At 45.0% G+C, this 18,505-nt stretch carries 20 protein-coding genes; 8 read left to right on the top strand and 12 right to left on the bottom strand.

The features are described 5' to 3' along the window. Nucleotides 1-11 precede the first annotated feature (11 nt). Nucleotides 12-410, bottom strand: coding sequence for a DUF6130 family protein (locus tag CGZ90_RS11735; protein ID WP_094252693.1), 399 nt, complete (start codon nucleotides 408-410; stop codon nucleotides 12-14). Between the two features lie 151 nt (nucleotides 411-561). Here CGZ90_RS11735 and CGZ90_RS11730 point away from each other — a divergent pair, with 151 nt between their 5' ends. Next, entirely contained in the window at nucleotides 562-1,176 is a 615-nt protein-coding gene (locus tag CGZ90_RS11730; protein WP_094252692.1) for an NAD(P)-dependent oxidoreductase, read from the top strand. A gap of 265 nt (nucleotides 1,177-1,441) precedes the next feature. Here the strand turns inward: CGZ90_RS11730 and CGZ90_RS11725 are convergent, their stop codons facing one another. The 4 genes from CGZ90_RS11725 to CGZ90_RS11710 form a co-directional block, all read right to left on the bottom strand. After that, the gene (locus CGZ90_RS11725; protein WP_094252691.1) at nucleotides 1,442-1,729 is read right to left on the bottom strand and encodes a hypothetical protein; all 288 of its coding nucleotides are present in this window, start codon (nucleotides 1,727-1,729) and stop codon (nucleotides 1,442-1,444) included. 15 nt (nucleotides 1,730-1,744) lie between these two features. Beyond that, nucleotides 1,745-2,281, bottom strand: coding sequence for a DUF420 domain-containing protein (locus tag CGZ90_RS11720; protein ID WP_165766839.1), 537 nt, complete (start codon nucleotides 2,279-2,281; stop codon nucleotides 1,745-1,747). A 70-nt stretch (nucleotides 2,282-2,351) separates the two neighbouring features. Further along, nucleotides 2,352-2,633: a hypothetical protein gene (locus CGZ90_RS11715; RefSeq protein ID WP_094252689.1), complete on the bottom strand. Its 282-nt coding sequence runs from the start codon at nucleotides 2,631-2,633 to the stop codon at nucleotides 2,352-2,354. A 67-nt stretch (nucleotides 2,634-2,700) separates the two neighbouring features. After that, the gene (locus CGZ90_RS11710) at nucleotides 2,701-4,392 is read right to left on the bottom strand and encodes a M3 family oligoendopeptidase (protein WP_094252688.1); all 1,692 of its coding nucleotides are present in this window, start codon (nucleotides 4,390-4,392) and stop codon (nucleotides 2,701-2,703) included. 111 nt (nucleotides 4,393-4,503) lie between these two features. Here CGZ90_RS11710 and CGZ90_RS11705 point away from each other — a divergent pair, with 111 nt between their 5' ends. The 6 genes from CGZ90_RS11705 (at nucleotide 4,504) to CGZ90_RS11680 (ending at nucleotide 10,831) form a co-directional block, all read left to right on the top strand. Further along, nucleotides 4,504-5,730 carry a PucR family transcriptional regulator gene (locus CGZ90_RS11705; RefSeq protein WP_094252687.1) on the top strand — a complete coding sequence of 409 codons (1,227 nt, stop codon included), beginning with the start codon at nucleotides 4,504-4,506 and terminating at the stop codon, nucleotides 5,728-5,730. Nucleotides 5,731-6,018: 288 nt separating this feature from the next. After that, nucleotides 6,019-7,149, top strand: coding sequence for an alanine dehydrogenase (ald, locus tag CGZ90_RS11700; protein WP_094252686.1), 1,131 nt, complete (start codon nucleotides 6,019-6,021; stop codon nucleotides 7,147-7,149). 156 nt (nucleotides 7,150-7,305) lie between these two features. Next, a complete protein-coding gene (locus CGZ90_RS11695; protein ID WP_094252685.1) occupies nucleotides 7,306-8,688 on the top strand; it encodes an alkaline phosphatase in 1,383 nt (460 codons plus the stop codon). A gap of 87 nt (nucleotides 8,689-8,775) precedes the next feature. Then, complete coding sequence (locus CGZ90_RS11690; protein WP_094252684.1) at nucleotides 8,776-9,453, top strand: DUF4352 domain-containing protein; 678 nt, start codon at nucleotides 8,776-8,778, stop codon at nucleotides 9,451-9,453. 130 nt (nucleotides 9,454-9,583) lie between these two features. Next, the gene (locus CGZ90_RS11685) at nucleotides 9,584-10,279 is read left to right on the top strand and encodes a queuosine precursor transporter (protein ID WP_094252683.1); all 696 of its coding nucleotides are present in this window, start codon (nucleotides 9,584-9,586) and stop codon (nucleotides 10,277-10,279) included. A 24-nt stretch (nucleotides 10,280-10,303) separates the two neighbouring features. Continuing rightward, nucleotides 10,304-10,831 carry a helix-turn-helix domain-containing protein gene (locus tag CGZ90_RS11680; RefSeq protein ID WP_094252682.1) on the top strand — a complete coding sequence of 176 codons (528 nt, stop codon included), beginning with the start codon at nucleotides 10,304-10,306 and terminating at the stop codon, nucleotides 10,829-10,831. 93 nt (nucleotides 10,832-10,924) lie between these two features. Here CGZ90_RS11680 and CGZ90_RS11675 read toward each other — a convergent pair whose 3' ends face one another. Both CGZ90_RS11675 and CGZ90_RS11670 read right to left on the bottom strand, forming a co-directional pair. Beyond that, nucleotides 10,925-11,755, bottom strand: a complete 831-nt coding sequence (locus CGZ90_RS11675) for an ABC transporter permease subunit (RefSeq protein WP_094252681.1) — start codon at nucleotides 11,753-11,755, stop codon at nucleotides 10,925-10,927. Further along, nucleotides 11,748-12,656, bottom strand: coding sequence for an ABC transporter ATP-binding protein (locus CGZ90_RS11670; protein WP_240515419.1), 909 nt, complete (start codon nucleotides 12,654-12,656; stop codon nucleotides 11,748-11,750). The genes CGZ90_RS11675 and CGZ90_RS11670 overlap by 8 nt, the downstream gene beginning before the upstream one ends. A 260-nt stretch (nucleotides 12,657-12,916) precedes the next feature. Here CGZ90_RS11670 and CGZ90_RS11665 point away from each other — a divergent pair, with 260 nt between their 5' ends. After that, nucleotides 12,917-13,744, top strand: coding sequence for a glycerophosphodiester phosphodiesterase (locus CGZ90_RS11665; RefSeq protein ID WP_094252680.1), 828 nt, complete (start codon nucleotides 12,917-12,919; stop codon nucleotides 13,742-13,744). Nucleotides 13,745-13,800: 56 nt separating this feature from the next. Here CGZ90_RS11665 and CGZ90_RS11660 read toward each other — a convergent pair whose 3' ends face one another. The 5 genes from CGZ90_RS11660 to CGZ90_RS11640 form a co-directional block, all read right to left on the bottom strand. Next, the gene (locus tag CGZ90_RS11660; RefSeq protein ID WP_094252679.1) at nucleotides 13,801-14,274 is read right to left on the bottom strand and encodes a hypothetical protein; all 474 of its coding nucleotides are present in this window, start codon (nucleotides 14,272-14,274) and stop codon (nucleotides 13,801-13,803) included. A gap of 61 nt (nucleotides 14,275-14,335) precedes the next feature. After that, nucleotides 14,336-14,842: a Crp/Fnr family transcriptional regulator gene (locus CGZ90_RS11655; protein WP_094252678.1), complete on the bottom strand. Its 507-nt coding sequence runs from the start codon at nucleotides 14,840-14,842 to the stop codon at nucleotides 14,336-14,338. Nucleotides 14,843-15,144: 302 nt separating this feature from the next. After that, nucleotides 15,145-16,116, bottom strand: coding sequence for a YbgA family protein (locus tag CGZ90_RS11650; RefSeq protein ID WP_094252677.1), 972 nt, complete (start codon nucleotides 16,114-16,116; stop codon nucleotides 15,145-15,147). A gap of 245 nt (nucleotides 16,117-16,361) precedes the next feature. Further along, nucleotides 16,362-16,733, bottom strand: a complete 372-nt coding sequence (locus CGZ90_RS11645; RefSeq protein ID WP_094252676.1) for a VOC family protein — start codon at nucleotides 16,731-16,733, stop codon at nucleotides 16,362-16,364. Between the two features lie 90 nt (nucleotides 16,734-16,823). Next, nucleotides 16,824-18,392, bottom strand: a complete 1,569-nt coding sequence (locus tag CGZ90_RS11640) for a hypothetical protein (RefSeq protein ID WP_094252675.1) — start codon at nucleotides 18,390-18,392, stop codon at nucleotides 16,824-16,826. Nucleotides 18,393-18,505: the final 113 nt, after the last annotated feature.

Genomic DNA, 18,505 nt, shown 5'->3' with positions numbered 1-18,505 from the left:
ATTGTAAGAGTTTATTTTATTGTAAAAGTCAGCTTTTCAGTCACATCATACGGTGTATGATCGTTATTATGAAGCGAAATTTTGACCTCATGCTGTCCAGGTGACAGATTCTCCAGCAAAATCGGGCTCGAGGTAACCCCCTGCTTCTCACCTTGATCCACATACATATGGATATGCCCCTGTCCGTGCTTTCTCTGTTTACCGAACTTTTTCTTTGAAATCTCCATATCAGTTTTTACTTTTATTAAAGCTTCACGTCCCTTTACTTCCGCACTCGCTTCAAGAAAAGGCTTATGTTCAGCATGCTCTTCTTTTTCAGAATCAACTTCACTTAAGCCCTGATGATCGTTCCCGCATCCAGCAATCAAGCTGGCAAGCAGAACGAATAAAATATATTTCACGTATTTCATGCTGATCTCTCCTTAAGTCCTATACCTTTTCTGCAAAAACTTTGTCAATTCCTTCCGAAAATTGTTGGAATTTGAAAATAAATCAATGTGTAATTTCCATGATAAAATAAAGAACAACTTCCGTATACGATTATTTAAAGGAGCTGCAGCCATGAAAATCTGCCTTTTAGGCTCGACCGGTCGAACTGGTTCTGCCATTTTAAAACTGTTGCAAGAAAACAGCCATGAAATTTCCGTGCTTGTCCGAGATAAAGACAAGCTTTCTGGTGAGTTAATAGATATTGTGGAAGGAGACGCCCGGAGCAAACAGGATTTATTGAATGCAATGGAAAACTGCGATGCGGTAGTCAGCGCGCTCTCAACCGACGGCGGCGACCTCCTCTCTCAAGCCATGCCTCTCATTATTGAAGCGATGGAAGAGAAAAAGATAAAGAGAATCGTCACGATCGGAACGGCAGGAATCCTCCAAAGCCGCACAGAGCCTCACCTATTGCGCTATGAATCTTCGGAGAGCAGGCGGAAGCTGACAAGGGCGGCTGAGGAGCACCGAGCAGTATATGAATCGCTGCGTAAGTCGGGTTTAGACTGGACGATTGTCTGCCCGACTTATCTGCCAGAAGGCCCTGCTACAGGAACGTATCGTATGGAAGAAGACCGCCTGCCAGAAGGCGGATCGAGCATATCGACCGGCGATACATCCGAATTTGCCTACAGATGCCTCGCAGAAGGTCTTCATATCGGCAAACGAGTTGGAATCGCTTATTAACTAATCATATCGTTTTTGTTTATTTGCGAATTTGGAGATGTTATTTGCAATTCTGGGAGATTTATTTGCGAATCTTAGAGTTTTATTTGCTATTCAGAGCGTTCTATTTGCAGCACTTGAAATTTATTTGCGCGCCGGTATGCTTGTTTGCATCCCGTCGCTTTTATTCACTCAGGCATCAATTTAATTGCAGCACACAGCAGCGGCTAGGGGCTCCATTCCTATCAAAAAAAGACCCACAAACCGCACGAGGCGGTCTATGAGCCTATACTTCCAAAAACGCCAGATATGCAAGATAGATGAATCCTGCTCCCGCGAGAAAAATGAATAGCTTCACCATCCACAACGGGAGGAATCGGAGCAATAAGTCAAAAAAGAACACGAGAATCAACTCAAACACAGCTCCGAGGATGCTGTCTGAAGTACCGGGCGAAGAAACCCCTTCACGCTTTGCTTTTTCATGATGCACAGAGCTGTAACGCCAGCTGTATACAACCGCCGCAGCACCTAACCCAAACAGCACGACACTCATCACGAGCATGAACCAATCCATATCAGCTGCTCCTCATCAATAATACGGTGAAATCAGGAGATAAACAATTACGCCCGTAAGACTCACATACAGCCATAGAGGCATCGTCCAGCGCGCGATCTTGCGGTGTTTTTCCACCTGCATGTTCAGTCCGCGCGTTACCGTGATCAGCGCCAGCGGCACGATGACGATCGCAAGCAGGATGTGCGTCAGCAGGATAAAGAAGTAAATGTATTTCAGCGGACCTTCGCCGCCGTATTTCGTTGATTCAGTCAGATAGTGATACGTCACATACGACAGAAGGAACAGCGTTGTTGAAGTGAACGCCGCAAAGATAAAGCGTTTGTGCAGGGTAATGTTTTTCAACTTAATAAAATAAAGAGCGGCAAGCAGGAATACGAACGTAAAGCTGTTAAAAATGGCGTTCAGGCGCGGCAAAAGCGTCACGTCAAACGCGATTTCCCCCTCGTATTCTGGCAAGAAAAAAAGTACGGCAACAAGTACATTTATGGCAATCGAAAGCCCGATAATAAGCGGCGTATAATTGCGCTGCTTCGTTTCATTCATTTTCATTTCTCCTTTAACAGGGATATACTCCCCATTTTACCAAACAAGCCGGGAATTTAAAAATGAACAAACTAAGTCACTTTTCGCCGATTCCATAAGCAAGTAAAAGTAAACTCGCCATCGCCGCTACACCAAGAACAACCGGTGAAAAGATAATAAAATCCATCGCCCTGCTGCTCTCTTTTTTCCAAAATGCAGCGATGCTGAGAACCCAGCCTGCTGCATACAAAACAATACCGCCATAAAACAGATAATAAATGTTAACAGCTAGCTTATTCGGAACAATAAATGGTAATACCGCCAACAGCACCCCCGCTGCACTAAGGTACATAGACCATCTGCTTATATTAGACTTCATGTTTTCTTCCTCCCCAATAAAACAGCTTCTCCCATTTGACTTAAGGAAGAAGCTGCTTCAAATCTGTTTATTTCATTGCTGCCTCAGTCCCAAGAAAGCTCCTGACTTCCTCGATCACTTCCGCCACACAACCATCTGTAAAAGGCGATTTCAGCCCTGCTTCTTTTACTAAAGCGGTAAACGGCAAGCTTCCGCCAAGCTTGCATAAGCGGTCGTAGTCTTTCCAGGCGCCATCTGCATCTTCGACCGAACGCTTCCAGAACTGCAGTGCGCAGATTTGGGCGAGCGTGTAGTCGATATAATAGAACGGTGACTTATAAATGTGACCCTGGCGCTGCCAGAACCCGCCGTTCTCGAGGTACTGTAGTCCTGCAAAGTCGCGGTGCGGCAGATAAACCTTCTCTAAACGGCTCCATTCCTGCCTGCGCTCCTCTGGCGTTGCATCTGGATTTTCATATACGAAGTGCTGGAACTCATCGACCGCTACACCGTACGGAATAAACTCGACAGCACCCGTCAGGTGAGAATACAGATACTTATCTGTGTCTCCCTCAAACAGCTCTTTCATGGAAGGATACGTCAAGAACTCCATGCTCATCGAATGGATCTCGCACGCTTCAAGTGTCGGGAACTGATATTCCGGCACTTCATACCCGCGGCTTGAATGCATCTGGTATGCGTGGCCGATCTCGTGCAGCAGCACCCTTACATCATTGTCTGTACCATTGAAGTTCGTGAAGATGAACGGCGACTGATATGTGCTGAAATACGTGCAATAGCCTCCTGCCGCCTTCCCTTTTTTGCTGCCAAGATCCATCAGCTCGTTCTCGGTCATAAACGCGAAAAACTCGCCTGTCTCACTCGACAGTTCCTCAAACACCTTCTGTGCCTTTTCTACGATCCAATCACTATCTCCCTGCGGTTTCGGGTTGCCGTCTGGGAATTGGAACGTTTCATCATAATAATAAAATTCAGGCGTGCCAATGCGTTCGTGCTGTTTCTTTTTCAGCTCTGTGCAGAGCGGTACGATCACATTTTTCACTTGATCGCGGAATACCTTCACGTCCGCTGCATTATAATCTGTCCGGCTCATCCGGTCATAGCCAAGCTCGACGAAGTTTTTGTATCCTAGTTTTCTTGCGATGCCGGCACGCAGTTTAACAAGCTTGTCATAAATCTCATCAAACTGAACTTGATGCTGACTGTAAAATCCGTTGCTCGCCAAGAACGCTTTCTTTCTTGTTTCCCGGTCTGCTGACTGTATATAAGGCGAGAGCTGAGAAAGAGTAAGTTCGCCTCCTTCAAACGGAATTTTAGCAGACGCCACAAGGTTCACATATTCGCTCGTCAGCTTATTTTCCTGTTTTAAATCCTCCAGCACCTCATCGCTGTATGTTTTCACACGCAGATCAGCCAGCTTTAGCAGCTGAGTGCCATGCTTTTGCTCTAACTCTTTTTTATAACTAGACTTTACGAGCGCCTCATAAAACCGTTTAATCATCCCTTGGTAAACAGGCAGGTTCTCGTCCATGAATCCCTGTTCTTTTTTATAAAAATCATCCGCGGTGTTAATTGTATATCGGGTTCTCGCGATGCGGGCCTGACATTCAAAGGAGCTCCGCAGCTCGGAAATATGGTTCATCGCCGTGATCTGCTCCTCAAACGAACCAGCTGTTTCAAAACGATTCAACAGCCCTTCAAATTGCTTTTTCAGATCATCCATATCTGGCCTGCTATATGAAAATTGATTAAATTTCATCGTGTAATCCTCCTTTTTCTCCCAATAATCAATTCTCCAAAGCCTCCCATATTCCTTTTTAAAATTGATATTGTTATGATAACGGTATGAACCAACAAGGACGGAGATAACATGAAGCAGACTGAGCATTTTAAAGGCACGTTCGGAAGCCTCGAGAACTTGGCTGACCGGATCAGCGACGTGCTCGACTGTCCGGTGACGATCGAGGACCGCAACCACCGCCTCCTCGCCTACAGCACACACGAAGACAGTACTGACCCCGCACGCATCGCGACGATTATAGGAAGACGCGTGCCTGAAAAGGTTATCAACAGCCTCTGGAAGGATGGCGTCATCCCGACACTGCAAAAGAGCGGTGATCCGCTGCGCGTGAAGTCGATCAATCAAGTCGGCCTCGGCGATCGTGTGGCCGTTTCCATACGTAAAAATGAAGAAGTGCTCGGCTATATTTGGGTGCTCGAAATCAACAAGAAGCTGGACGAGGACGATCTCGAAGTGCTGAAGCAGGCCGCACAGGCGGCCCGCAGCCAGCTGCTGCAGCATCAGATGGGGACGAAAAAGAAGCAGGAAAATCAGCAGGAGTTTCTATGGAAGCTTCTCACTGGCAATCATCCGTCTGAAGAACGCATTTTGGAGAAGTTTCAGGAGATCTCGATCCTGCCAACTCTCCCTGTCTCCGTCATGATTCTTCAGTTTGAAGATGAAGTAACTGATGCACGTGAGAAGGATATTTTGTACCTAGCTGTTGTTCACCAGCGCATCCGCGTGCTCCTTGCAGCCGCAGACGGACAGCAGATGATCCTTCTTGTGAGCTCGAACCAAAAAGATCAACATGAGCAGACGATACAGGAGTTCATTAGCACCTGTTTCACACACATGGAAGAGCGCTTTTCCATCACGAATGTAAAAGCCGCATACGGCAGCCTGATCAGCCGGTTCGATCAGACCGAAAAAAGCTACAAAGAAGCATTGAACGTCTTGTCGATACAAGATAAATTCGGCGCGGATACACTCAGCCTTTACGGCTACAAAGATCTTGGCATCTACCAGTTCCTTGATGTTATCCGAGAAAAACAGACTCGTGACGGATACGAGAATGAAGTGCTCGTAAAGCTTCAGGAATACGATAAGATGCACCGAACCAATCTTTACGAAACGCTTGAAACGTACTTGAATTGCGACGAAAACCAGCACCACGCCGCAGAACACCTGCACATACACATCAACACCCTCATGTACCGCCTGAAGCGAATAACCGAGATCACAACCCTCAACCTCAAAAGCCCAGAGCAGAAAATCATGCTCATGATCGACCTCAAGATCAGAAAACTCTTCTGATCTTGAGGTTTTTTGTTTTTTCTCTTATGGGGTACGGTACTCGAAAAAGACATTCACCCCATTTTGTACATCTTGAATGAACACTTACAATTTAAACCCTTGTATGTTTCTATAAACCACAATTCAAGTCACATCCAAATTTCAGGAACTCCATTTGTGAAATTCCACAAACGCCGCATATAACTTTCTTTTTTTCTAACAAAGATTTTCCACGAGACAGCAGATATACTGATTTCATAGTAATGAAAGCGCACTCAAAACAGCGCTTCACACAGGAGGTTTTTATCAATGATTATCGGGATTCCTAAGGAAATTAAAAATAACGAAAACCGCGTGGCAATCACGCCATCTGGTGTAGTAGCTCTTACTGCAGCTGGACATGAAGTATTAGTAGAAACAAATGCTGGACTTGGCAGCGGATTTACAAACGAAGATTACGCAGCAGCTGGCGCGAAGCTGATCGACACTGCAGCAGACGTATGGGCAGCTGAAATGGTCATGAAAGTTAAAGAACCGTTGGCGTCTGAGTACACTTACTTCCGTCAAGGACTTATCTTGTTTACATACCTTCACTTGGCTGCTGAGCCTGCATTGGCAAAAGCACTTACAGAGAACGGTGTAACAGCGATTGCTTACGAGACTGTTGAGCACAACCGCACACTTCCGCTTCTAACACCAATGAGCGAAGTTGCTGGACGCATGTCTGCACAAATCGGTGCACAGTTCCTTGAAAAGCCAAAAGGTGGAATGGGAATCCTTCTTGGAGGAGTACCAGGCGTTAAGCGCGGTAAAGTTACTGTAATCGGCGGCGGTGTTGTAGGAACAAACGCAGCAAAAGTTGCTGCAGGACTTGGTGCAGATGTAACGATCATCGACCTTAGCCCAGACCGTCTTCGCCAGCTTGACGACATTTTCGGATACAGCATCCAGACGCTTATGTCTTCACCAATGAACATTGCTGATGCAGTTGCTGAGTCTGACCTAGTAATTGGTGCTGTTCTTATCCCAGGAGCAAAAGCGCCAAAGCTTGTAACAGAAGAAATGATCATGAGCATGAAGCCAGGATCTGTTGTTGTTGACGTTGCGATCGACCAGGGTGGAATTTTCGAAACGGTTGACCGCATCACAACTCACGACAACCCTACTTATGAAAAGCACGGCGTTGTTCACTATGCAGTTGCTAACATGCCTGGTGCGGTTCCGCGCACATCTACAATCGCGCTTACAAACGTAACTGTTCCTTATGCGCTTCAAATCGCTAACAAAGGTGCTGCACGCGCGATCGCTGAAAACCCAGCTCTTAAGCTTGGACTCAACGTTGCTGGCGGAGCGATTACTTACGAAGCAGTTGCACGTGACCTTGGCTACGAGTACATGACAGCTGAAGAAGCACTAGCTAAAACGCTTCAAACTGTATAATTAAATAATAATTATTTAGGCCCTCTGAACTATTCAGGGGGCTTTCGTCATATTTATTTACATGTTCTTAATACTTCTCTAACCTCCCCTTAACACTATGCTGATATATTTTATCGTGTTAGCAATAAAACAAATTCCTTCTGGGAGGTTATTATTTTGCCTAAAAATACAATCACTAAAAAATTGTGGCCTGTAGCACTCGCTTCAACATTAGCTGTCAGCGGCTTCACAATTAACTCTGATTCACCTGCACAAGCAGCAGAAAAATCAAAGAAAAACGAGATCCGCAATGTCATTTTCTTAATCGGTGACGGAATGGGGCCTACTTATACGACGGCTTACCGTTCATTTAAAGACAATAAAGAAACTCCTATGCAGGAAGACACTTCATTCGACAAAGACTTAGTCGGCATGCAGTCGACTTATTCTTGGGACCCGAAAGAATCCGTAACGGACTCCGCAGCTGCTGCAACTTCTATGTCAGCAGGAATTAAAACATATAACGGCGCAATCGGTGTTGATATGGACAAAAAAGACGTTAAAACTGTACTTGAACAAGCAAAAGAAAACGGCAAATCAACAGGACTAGTCGCTACTTCACAGATCAACCATGCGACACCAGCATCATTCGGTGCTCACGATCATTCTCGTGAAAACTATGACGCGATCGCAAACGACTACTATGATGATCTTATTAACGGCAAGCACAAAGTTGACGTTCTTCTCGGCGGCGGAACGAAGTATTTTGAGCGTAAAGACCGCAACATCGCTGAGCAATTCAAGAAAGACGGATATAGCTATGTTAAGACACGTGAGGACATGCTGAAAGACAAGAACAAGCAGATCCTAGGATTATTTGGCGAAAAGGAAATGGCCAAGTATATTGACCGTCCTGAAACACAGCCTACTCTTAAGGAAATGACAAACTCTGCACTAGACCGCTTGGACTCGAACAAAAAAGGTTTCTTCCTTATGGTTGAAGGCTCACAGATCGACTGGGCTGGCCACGATAACGACGTTGTTGCGGCAATGAGCGACATGAAGAGCTTCGAAGAGTCATACGAAGCTGCGATTGAATTCGCGAAAAAGGACAAGCATACACTCGTTATCGCGACAGCTGACCACTCTACTGGCGGCATGACAATGGGACGTGACGGTGAGTACAAGTGGGATCCAGCTCCATTAAAAGCGGCTAAGAAAACACCTGATTTCATCGCAAAAGAAATCGAAGGCGGCGCACCTGTTGAAGAAACATTGAAGAAGTATATCGACCTTGAGCTTACACCTGAAGAGATCCAGTCAGTTAAAGATGCTAAAGAAAAATCAGGCAAGGCGCTGGATATCGACAACGCGATCGAAAAAATCTTTGATCTTCGTTCAGGTACTGGCTGGACTACAGACGGCCACACTGGTGAAGACGTAACGGTTTATGCTTATGGTCCTGGTATGGAGAAGTTTGCTGGGAAAATCGAAAACACAGACACAGCTAAAGAAATCTTCGCTATCCTTGAACAGAGCAAATCAGCTTTCAATAAATAATACTCTTTCCGTAAGGGTACAGTAAGGTAAACAAGAGCATCCCGTTGCCCGTCGCGGCGGGGTGCTCGTCTTTTTGGAGGGATAACATTGAGACAGATTATGATTCTTTTAATGATTTCATTATTCACTATCGGCTGTACCGCTAAGCCAGAGGAATCCAATCCTGAAAAAGAACCGAAAAAAGAGCAGCAACAGCAGGAAACAGAGAAAAAACCTGAAACTGAAAAAGAAGCGTTCGGCGACAGCCCGCAGGCAGCAGATGACAGTGTCTTACCGAAACCAGGAACCTCTAATGAAGACGATGACGGCGTTGTTACTCTTTTAAAAGAGGCTAAGCTAAACGAAACGAAAACAATTGGACCGATCAAGATGAAAGTCGCAAACGTACGTGTGATCGAATACAAGCCCTCGGTGGATTTGGTTGACTTCTTCCATGGCTATACACATAAAGACGAAAAGAAATTTCCTTACGTCAGGGTAAACGTTGTATTTGAAAACACATCAGATGATCCAATACAGTTCGCACCAGTGTCTGAAGTAAAAACCGACCAAGGGCAGAAAGTCACATGGGAAAATGATTTTTATATTGAAGAGCTGAACGGGGAAATAAAGCCTGGCGAGAAAAAAATGGGCAGCCTTGGTTTTATAATCGACGATACAGACCCGGCTAAAATGAAATCTCTCACGTTAAAGACGAGTGAAGCGTTCGACAAAAACAAGAAAAAGCTGGCTGAACCTGCTTCATTCGAAGTAAAATTTAAATAACAACCAACCTCATTCGCCTTAACGAATGAGGTCCTTTTATTTCCCGGTGAATAATTTGTCGACTGGTGTATAATGGTAGTGTTATTAAGGGACTTGTTCCCCTCTAAAGCAGGAGGCGTTATGTTTAATTATGTTTAATTTATATTTCGGAATCGGGTTCGCGCTCGTTAACTTTGTATTATTCCTACTATGTTACCGGTTTTTTGGAAGAACAGGATTGTATGCATGGATTGGAGCAGCCACGATTCTTGCCAATATTCAAGTCGTCAAAACGATTGAAATGTTCGGTATCATCATGACGCTCGGAAACGTTATTTACGGAACGATTTATTTGGCAACTGACCTGCTAAACGAAAAATATGGCGAAAAAGAAGCCAAAAAAGCGGTTTGGTTCGGCTTTTTCACCCTTATCATGATGACGATTATCATGCAGCTCGTCCTGATATTCGAGCCGGCGGAAAGCGATTTTGCCCAGCCGCATATGGAAGCATTGTTCGGCTTGCTTTGGCGGCTTGCGCTAGGAAGCCTTGCTGCTTATTTAATCAGCCAGTTTGCCGATGTGAAGCTTTATTCTCTGCTCAGAAGAAGGTTCCCAAAGCCTGAGCAGCTCTGGATTCGTAACAACGGGAGTACGATGGCGAGCCAGCTTATTGATTCGCTCGTTTTTTGTACGATCGCGTTTGCAGGAGTGTATTCTTGGGATGTTTGGTGGCAGATTCTTCTTTCCACTTATGTGATTAAATTTGTTGTATCAGCTGCATCCACTCCGTTTATTTATATCGCTCGAGGGTATGAATTTCCTGAAGAGCATGAGCAGCGCCAATAAATCAATAAAAGGAGGAAAGGCATCGTGAAAAAGATCGATATTCTGCTTCACCCGGTAAGAATGCGGATCCTCCAATGCCTGATCGGAAATGAATCTTATTCCCCTCAAGAACTGTCCGTCCGATTATCAGACATTCCGAGAACGAGCGTGTATCGCCATGTTAACATTCTTGCAGAAGCCGGTATGATTGAGGTCGCAAAAGAACAGCAGTCGAGAGGCTCAATTGAAAAGTTTTACCGTATTGCTGCGGCGGGGGCTGAAGTGTCTCCTGAAGAGATTCAGTCGATGTCAAAAGACGATCATCTCCGTTCCTTTTTTACCTTTCTGCTGATGCTTCATCAGCAATTTGATGAGTATCTTAATAGTGGCAATTTTGACATGCTTACTGACGGTGTTGGCTACCGGCAGACTGCCCTTCACCTGACTGATGAAGAGCTCTCTTCCTTCGCTCAGGAACTGAACGGCGTTGTGAGTAAATACATCACTAATCCGCCTGGTGATGGAAGAAAAGAACGGCTATTCAGCACTATTTATGTACCGAAAAAGAAATAAGTTTGGTCAGCCAACGCCGGCCAATCCTTTTTAGCGATAAACTGGTCCGTATTATGTTAATGAAAAAAGCTTGAGGAAATTCTCCTCAAGCTTTTATATTTGCTTCGTAAACAGCATGTTCCGGTCATTATACTTTGTAATAAGCTTTAGAATACCTGCGTTCGCAATAAGCAGCACAGCACCTATGGCAAAGAGCATCACCGGGCTGATAATGAGCAATCCGGTTGCCTGGCCGATGAAAAGCCCGATGATTGGGAGGACCACAATCCCCCCGATCTGCTGAGCTTCCTGAAAACCTTTTGCTCTAGCGGATACGAGAATATTAACAAGAATCGTAAAAATAGTAATGATAGGAATCAGCCAGAAAATCATCACAAGCCAGTTGCTGTTCGGAAATATAAATTCATCGAACATCGGGTACGTAAGGATGGTTGTAATCGTACCGAACAGCAGAAAGCTTAGAAGTGAAATACCCATCGCCGGAATAAAGGCAGAAAGAATCTTACCTACAAACAGTTCCTTCAAGGTGACAGGAGAAAAAAGAAGAGTCTCTAATGTGCCTCTCTCTTTTTCACCAACAAAGCTGTTAAGCGCGATCATCATAGCGTTCAGGCACGGAATCATTAAAAAAATCGATCCAAGCAAATAGTTGACCACGACAAAAATCATCTGATGCGTCATGCTCGGCAGGCTCATCAGCTCCTGCTTCATTTCTTCGTTTCCGATGCCTGAGATAATTTTATTTACCATCTGCTCCATTTCAGGCGAAAGAGAAGGCATATACTTAATCACCAATATAAAACCAATTGGCACGAGAACGGCGAACAGCACAGGAAGGAGGATCATTCCTATCCATACTTGGCTGTTTTTCGTGATACCCCTTATGTCCTTTTCAGCGATCGCCCAGACCATCTGTTTATTCATTCTTGCCACCTCTTATCTGAAAATAAAGTGACTCCAGATCCCGGTTCTCTATTTCCACATGATAAACCGGCGCCTTAGCCGCGATACGCTGAATCAGCGGCGTTATGTCCGACCGGTCAGGGAGAGTGAAACGATAGACATTTTCTCCTGCTGCCGCTGCAGGAAAGCCAAATTCGCCAGCACTGACCGGCAGACCAGTCTCTACTTTCAGCTCTATTATGTTAACCCGTTTTTTCTCAAGCTCTTTTAAAGTTCCGGATTCTATAATCTGGCCCTGCTGCAAAAATAAATAGCGTGAACATACATGCTCGAGCTGATGAAGAATATGCGAGCACAGCAAAACCGTCGTCCCTTCCTGCTGGTTCAAGGCTTTTATATACTTCAACACCATCTGAATGCCCTCAGGATCGAGGCCGTTCGTCGGCTCATCCAGGAAAAGCAGCTTCGGCTTATGCAGAATCGCTTTGATCATACCGAGCCTGCGTTTCATACCTGTGCTGTATTTCCCGACATTTTTATACTGAGCTTCCGCAAGACCGAATTCTTCAAGCAGCAATTTAATCCGTTTTAAATCGTACGCCTTATACAGCTTAGAAAAAAACACAAGATTTTCAAGCCCCGTCATTTCCTGATAAAGACCAGCTCCGTCAGTTAAAATACCGCTCATCGATCGAATATCATCGGCATTTTTTTCCGGATTATAATCTCCTACCCTCATCTTTCCTGAAGAAGGGTTAATCACCCCGTTCAGCAGCCGAATCATCGTCGTTTTCCCAGAACCATTCGGACCGAGCAGCCCGACAACCTCTCCTTCATCAATAGAAAAACTTACATTTTGCAGAACACGCTGTCCGTTGAAATCCTTGCTAACGTTCTCACTTTCAATAAATGGTACAGACACTGTTATGCGCCCCCTATCCTGCACGTTCATCACTTCAAAATTAGTGTAGCACATTGATTCCATTTTCGGCATTAAAAAATTCCATTTATTAGATATATGGTCTTATGCCCCAGCCAAGTCGAAGTTTGTAAAAAATTGCGATTCGATGTCCCCAATTTTCTTTAAAAAAGGTTGGGTATTCATCACCATTCATTCCCCACTATGCTTTGTTAGTCTAGTGATGCAAGGCCGTTAAAACTACAATCACGGGGGAATGAACGATGTTTAATGTGAAGAAGCTGGCTTTAACAACTTTGGTTGCAGCAGGACTGATCAGTGCAGGGACCAGTTCCATAACATCTGCTTACGATCCATCCGAACAAGTTCAGACAGTCGCTCATCGCGGCGCATCAGGCTATGCTCCTGAAAACACGATGGCGGCTTTCCGCAAAGGCGTTGAAATGAAGGCTGATTATATTGAAATCGATGTACAGATGAGCAAAGACGGTGAACTGGTAGTTATTCATGATACAACGCTGGACCGCACTACGGACGGAAGCGGCAATGTAAAAGACCACACTCTAGAGGATCTCCGCCGCTTGGATGCAGGAAGCTTCTACTCCCCTGAATTTGCCGGAGAAAAAATTCCAACCTTTGAAGAGGTGATCGACGAATTCCGAGGAAATGGTATTTTGATTGAGCTAAAGGCACCACATCTATACCCTGGTATAGAGAAAAAAGTGGCTGCTGTTCTTAAAAAGCGCGACATGGACAAGCCTGCCAATAACAAAATAATCATCCAGTCATTTGACTTCAATTCTCTAAAAATCACAAATGAACTTTTGCCTGACATGCCGATCGGGGCACTAACAGGAAACAAGGACGATTTAACAGCCGCCAAGCTAAAAGAATTCTCGGCTTATTGTGAATACGTGAACCCTTACCTAGGCAACGTCACAAGCGAAGTCGTTGATTCCAGCCATTCTTATGATATGGGCATCATGAGCTGGACCGTCCGTAAGCAAGAAGAAGTACAACCTCTTTTAAACGCTGGCGTTGATGGCATTATTACGGATTATCCGGATTACGTGCCGCAACATAAACAATAGATTGGTTATTCCCTGAAATAAGAAAAGCGCTGCGGGTTCACTCCGCAGCGCTTTTCTCAGCTTTTTAGTTTTACAATCATCAAATCCATCAGCTTTACCTTTTCCTTCAGCTTAGCATTGATCTCTTCCTGCACAAGCAGCCAGCTATCCATCTTCTGTTTGGCTTCAGCGTGGTTCTTCTTCTTCATAGCCGCTTTGAACTCTTTCTTCGCAGTTGCCGATTTTTTTTGCAGCTGTATCAAATCGCTGCGTATTTCCTTCATCTGCTTACGCACATCAGTCAGGCCAGCTCCCTTTTTATCTGCGATCCTATGAGCCCGAAGCTGCAGAAGTTCATCCTTTTTCTGAAGTATATCCTGTTTGATCTCAAGCCGTTCAAACCGGATTTGATTGGCTTTATGAAGCTCTTCCTGAAACTGCATGCGGCTAGGGCTGTCTGACTGAACAAACCCCGTTTTTTCAGCGGTACCGTACCCCGGGTTAAAAAGTACTGCAGAAGCTGCCAGCATCAAGACGACAATTTTTTTCATAAAAAACGCACCCTTTCATCTAACGTACAGTGTTAGTGTGATACAAAAGGTGCGCTGTCACTCATAAAATATTCTTTAGCTGCTTCATTGCACGATTAACTGTTTCACGCCTCAGTCCAACAAACTGTCCGATTTCCTCCTGCTTCAGTACATCCTGCACATCCACGCCTGGAAAATAAGCAGCAAACCACGTCTGCAATTTAAGAATCTTTTCAACAGGTGCGAGGGCTGTCAGCTGATCGATTCGCTGCTGCATCATTCGCAGCTTCTCCTGCAGCCGCATCGCGACCACCTCATACTGCTCAGGAGACTGCTTAAGCTTCCCATACCACTCTTCCGCGGGTAAGACTTCTACTTCAGAGGCAATTAATGCATGTGCCGTTCCATTGTATTCCTTCGGGCTGATCAATGAGTGGTGCGGAATGATCTCCCCTGGAACAATTAAGTTAAGCAGCACCTCACTGCCATCTTCGTGAAGTTTCACAATCTTCAATAGTCCGCTTTTTAGCTCAAACAGCGGTCCGGACTCGCCTTGCCGGAAAAGAACTTCTCCTTTCGCTAAAAACATGCGCTCATCCCCTATTATGTAATCGTTGTTGCTCTGTTTATAGGGTAGCACACATTTTATGGGGCAGCATGAGGGGGTACGGTACCCTGCCTCACCTTTTATTTGCGAATTTGAAGGTTTTATTTGCAAATCCGGGACTTTTATTTGCAAATAAGGTCCTCTTATTTGCAGATATTAAATTTTGTTTGCACGGGGCTCACGAGAGGCATTTTTTATTTGCACGCAAGACCATTTGCTTGCGGCTAGCCCTATTTATTTGCAGCCAGCTGCAGTCTGCCACCGAATACGGCCAAGGCCACCGTTCAATAATCCCTTCCCTTTCCCGAATCGGTGATCTCCATCAGCTTTTCCGGATAAGGCGCGAAAAAAGTTTGCTCGAGCAGCCCTTCATCTTCAAAGCGGACAGCCCATGATTTCAGCAGCGTCACGATACTCGAGAACGGTTCTTTTTTAGCTCTGTATTTTTCAACGAGCTCATCAAAAAAAGCCCGCTCACCCTCACTGATCCGATCCGCAAACCGCTCGGCGATCACACGTGAAACATTCAAGTTAGAATCATATCGCGCAGCGCGGTTGAACAGCTTCAGCAGCGCTCTCTCATACAGCGACATCACCTGTTCCTCACTGCGGTCATCGCTTTCCTTCAATATACGGTCAAGCACCTTAAGAGTCGGCCTGCTATAAGCCATGAACAAATATCGGTTTCTCTCATGAAACTCATGCAGCCCCTCTAATCCGTCTCCGTTCCCCTTCACCGACCGAAACGCGGCGAGCGTGAACATTTTCGTGTAAAACCTGTCACGGATCGTAAAATTGTTAAGGCGTCCTTCTTCTTCAACAGCATACAACCCAAAACGCTCGAGCACCTTTCCGCCAAAAAGCCCGCTCGCGTTGCCGATCGCCGGGCCCTTCTCGGTTCCAGCGTACACCTTCACTTCCTTTAACCCGCAAGAAGGCGACCGGCTTTTTAAAATAAAGCCATCCGTGTCTGAAACACCGTCCAGATAACGCTCTGAAAAATCATTCATCGCATCTGTCACATCATTTCCGGTAGCGGGCTGAAGAAGGCGATGCTTGCTGTCACGGCCGACGATACGTATCGTTTCACGCGGCGTCCCAAGCCCGATCTCTACCTCAGGACAAACGGGTACAAAATCCACGAAATCCATGAGCCGCTGCACAACGGCATTATGTATCACGTCACCGTTATAGCGGCACGCATCAAATTCAAGACACTGGCTTACAACAAGCCTCGGACGGGCATACTCTGTCATCTGAATGGCTCCTCTGCAAAAAAGTCGATATTTGCATTGTTGCCAAACGATGCACGCACAAAACAAAAAACTTGAATGATGACATGCCCCTAATTTATAAGGACTTCGAGTCTCTTCCATGTAGAGAGCTGCATTTATAGGCTTTGTTAAATATCAAGCAAAAAAATTGGGAACGTCTGATTTGGACGTTCCCATTTTTATTCCGTTAAAGCACCGGTAATGAAATAAGGCAAATTATCATGATCTTACCAGTGTACTTGAAGTTTATTACCATTTGGGTCATAAAAGTGGAAAAAGGCATGACCATTATCTTCTTTTATATCCTCGACCTTAACTTGATTATCAATTAAGTGTTGATGAAATTTAGATAAGTCTGGACTTGTAAAGCCAATACTAAATTCTTGTTCATTATCAATTGTAAAATGTGCAAATGTTTCATCTTCAGTAGGAACCAGGATAAGTAAGAAAGGTCCTTCATTTACTTTTAAAATGGCAAGTTCCTCAGTAATGTTCTGTAACTTGAACCCTAATACATCTCTATACCAATATGCAGACCGTTCTAAATCTTTAACAGGAATTCTAATATAATGTACTTGTTCAATAAATGATTTACTCATAACCTACTTCCCTTTATTTAATCTGGTTTCTCAAATCGTTCACTTTCTCCTCAGCTAAGATTCTAATAGGCAGCTGCTGCGTTTCAACTTTTATACGCCATAACTTGTGACAAGCTCCTCTACCACAGGCGGATCGTTCAGATGATTTGTCAGTGTAAGCATCGCACCGGCAAACTCGTCATAATCCACGAGCTTCGCCGGGAAGGAGAAGAGTTCTTTGTTATCCTTCCCGGTCACGACGATATGAATAGCGCTCATGAACAGACTGCGCTTGCGCTCAACCGTGATGCTGAGCACTTCATGCAAGCGCACTTTATGCTCCGTTTTCCCGTTCTCATAAACAAGGCTAGTACCAATGATCGCCACCCGCTTGCTGCCCGCGCCGTCTTCATAATGAACTTCCTGTTCGCTTTCCGCTATTGCATGTTCGCGGTCTTTGAAAAAGCGGTCAACGTGCTGGGGGACCGTACGCTTTGCAAATGGCTCAAAATCTGTGTACGTCCCTTCCCACATATCAGAAGAGTCATCGTTATTTTCCGTGCTGAACGCACCGACCCACGCCGCGTATTCCTCATGATTTTCACCCGTAAAGCCCATCAGATAATACCGGACCGGCTGACCATAAATATTTTCTGTGTTCACTTCTTCTTTGACCGTCATGCTGACCGGGAAATCCTCATATTCTTCCTGTTCCATCAAGAACTTAAACAGTATGGTTCTCGCAAAATAATGCTGTTTTTTCGATTTGACCGGGAAAAGGTGGTCTTTTCTTTGTTCAAGAAGCTCTTCATACATGAGCACGCTCGTCTCAAGATGCGTAGCACAGTGTTCAAGTGCAGAGCTGTCATAGTGGAAGCCTTTTTGCATACAAAGAGTCAAAGCACGTCCCTGCACGACAGGATCTTTGAAACTGCTAGCCTCTGTGAAGATCGCTTCATACTCTGGCTTAAAGTAATAGTCGAGCAAAGCCATGCACGTGATCAGCTCGGCACGCCTGTCAAAGTAATCTCCTTTCCAGAAGCGGTATACAAATTTGGTTGAATACGATTCTTCATACTCTTTGAACTTTGCCTTCGCTTCTTCATAATCAGCCGGAAGCCTCTCATGAATAAGACCCGGAGACAATCGGTCTACTGCATCATTATCAAGCAGGAACAGAAGGCTGGCGTAAATAAAATGCTTCCATTCCGGATGCTCAATTTTATTCATATGGTTCGTCACGATACGCTTTAAAAGCTGCGGCTGACTGTACAGGCTGCCGAGCGGATAAATCGCGGTGTCTTCCTCCAGCAGCTTTTCGTACCATTGATACACAAACAGCTCTGCCCTGTCATCCGGCGATTCGCACATATATTCAATCAGCATCTCTTTTACCATCGGCGGAAAAGAATGAAAATGCTGACTGATCGCCTCCGTCACTGGCGGCACGTAATATTGGCAGACAAACTGCATCAAGTGATATTCCGGTACATCCCACGGCTCTCCGCTTGTCGGAAAACCTTTCGCTGCTTCCTTCACTACCCAAACAAGCTTATCGATCGCTGCCTCGACATCGTCTTCTTTTAAATCCTGCAGCATGACCATCGCGTCATGTCTGACATCCACCTCATCCTGGCGGAGCTTTTTTACGATTTTCTCAAGTTTTGACTCTACGCTCATTCCAAGATCCCCTTTACTATATTAGGAAAATTCCCTCTGTTTTCATCTTACTTCTTTATGTGGCAGTTTCCTAATAACTTTTTGTATGAACATGTTAAACTTGTATAAAAACA

This window comes from Fictibacillus aquaticus (assembly GCF_002245695.1).
In the GTDB taxonomy this organism is placed as follows: domain Bacteria; phylum Bacillota; class Bacilli; order Bacillales; family Fictibacillaceae; genus Fictibacillus; species Fictibacillus aquaticus.
This window is presented reverse-complemented; position numbering and strand designations above follow the sequence as displayed.

Coding starts and splice junctions, on each gene's coding strand:
- CGZ90_RS11640 (WP_094252675.1), bottom strand. CDS start 18,392: ATGAGCGTAGAGTCAAAACTTGAGAAAATCGTAAAAAAGCTCCGCCAG.
- CGZ90_RS11705 (WP_094252687.1), top strand. CDS start 4,504: ATGAAGCAGACTGAGCATTTTAAAGGCACGTTCGGAAGCCTCGAGAAC.
- CGZ90_RS11715 (WP_094252689.1), bottom strand. CDS start 2,633: ATGAAGTCTAATATAAGCAGATGGTCTATGTACCTTAGTGCAGCGGGG.
- CGZ90_RS11665 (WP_094252680.1), top strand. CDS start 12,917: ATGTTTAATGTGAAGAAGCTGGCTTTAACAACTTTGGTTGCAGCAGGA.
- CGZ90_RS11660 (WP_094252679.1), bottom strand. CDS start 14,274: ATGAAAAAAATTGTCGTCTTGATGCTGGCAGCTTCTGCAGTACTTTTT.
- CGZ90_RS11710 (WP_094252688.1), bottom strand. CDS start 4,392: ATGAAATTTAATCAATTTTCATATAGCAGGCCAGATATGGATGATCTG.
- CGZ90_RS11675 (WP_094252681.1), bottom strand. CDS start 11,755: ATGAATAAACAGATGGTCTGGGCGATCGCTGAAAAGGACATAAGGGGT.
- ald (WP_094252686.1), top strand. CDS start 6,019: ATGATTATCGGGATTCCTAAGGAAATTAAAAATAACGAAAACCGCGTG.
- CGZ90_RS11685 (WP_094252683.1), top strand. CDS start 9,584: ATGTTTAATTTATATTTCGGAATCGGGTTCGCGCTCGTTAACTTTGTA.
- CGZ90_RS11720 (WP_165766839.1), bottom strand. CDS start 2,281: ATGAAAATGAATGAAACGAAGCAGCGCAATTATACGCCGCTTATTATC.
- CGZ90_RS11650 (WP_094252677.1), bottom strand. CDS start 16,116: ATGACAGAGTATGCCCGTCCGAGGCTTGTTGTAAGCCAGTGTCTTGAA.
- CGZ90_RS11735 (WP_094252693.1), bottom strand. CDS start 410: ATGAAATACGTGAAATATATTTTATTCGTTCTGCTTGCCAGCTTGATT.
- CGZ90_RS11655 (WP_094252678.1), bottom strand. CDS start 14,842: ATGTTTTTAGCGAAAGGAGAAGTTCTTTTCCGGCAAGGCGAGTCCGGA.
- CGZ90_RS11730 (WP_094252692.1), top strand. CDS start 562: ATGAAAATCTGCCTTTTAGGCTCGACCGGTCGAACTGGTTCTGCCATT.
- CGZ90_RS11725 (WP_094252691.1), bottom strand. CDS start 1,729: ATGGATTGGTTCATGCTCGTGATGAGTGTCGTGCTGTTTGGGTTAGGT.
- CGZ90_RS11645 (WP_094252676.1), bottom strand. CDS start 16,733: ATGAGTAAATCATTTATTGAACAAGTACATTATATTAGAATTCCTGTT.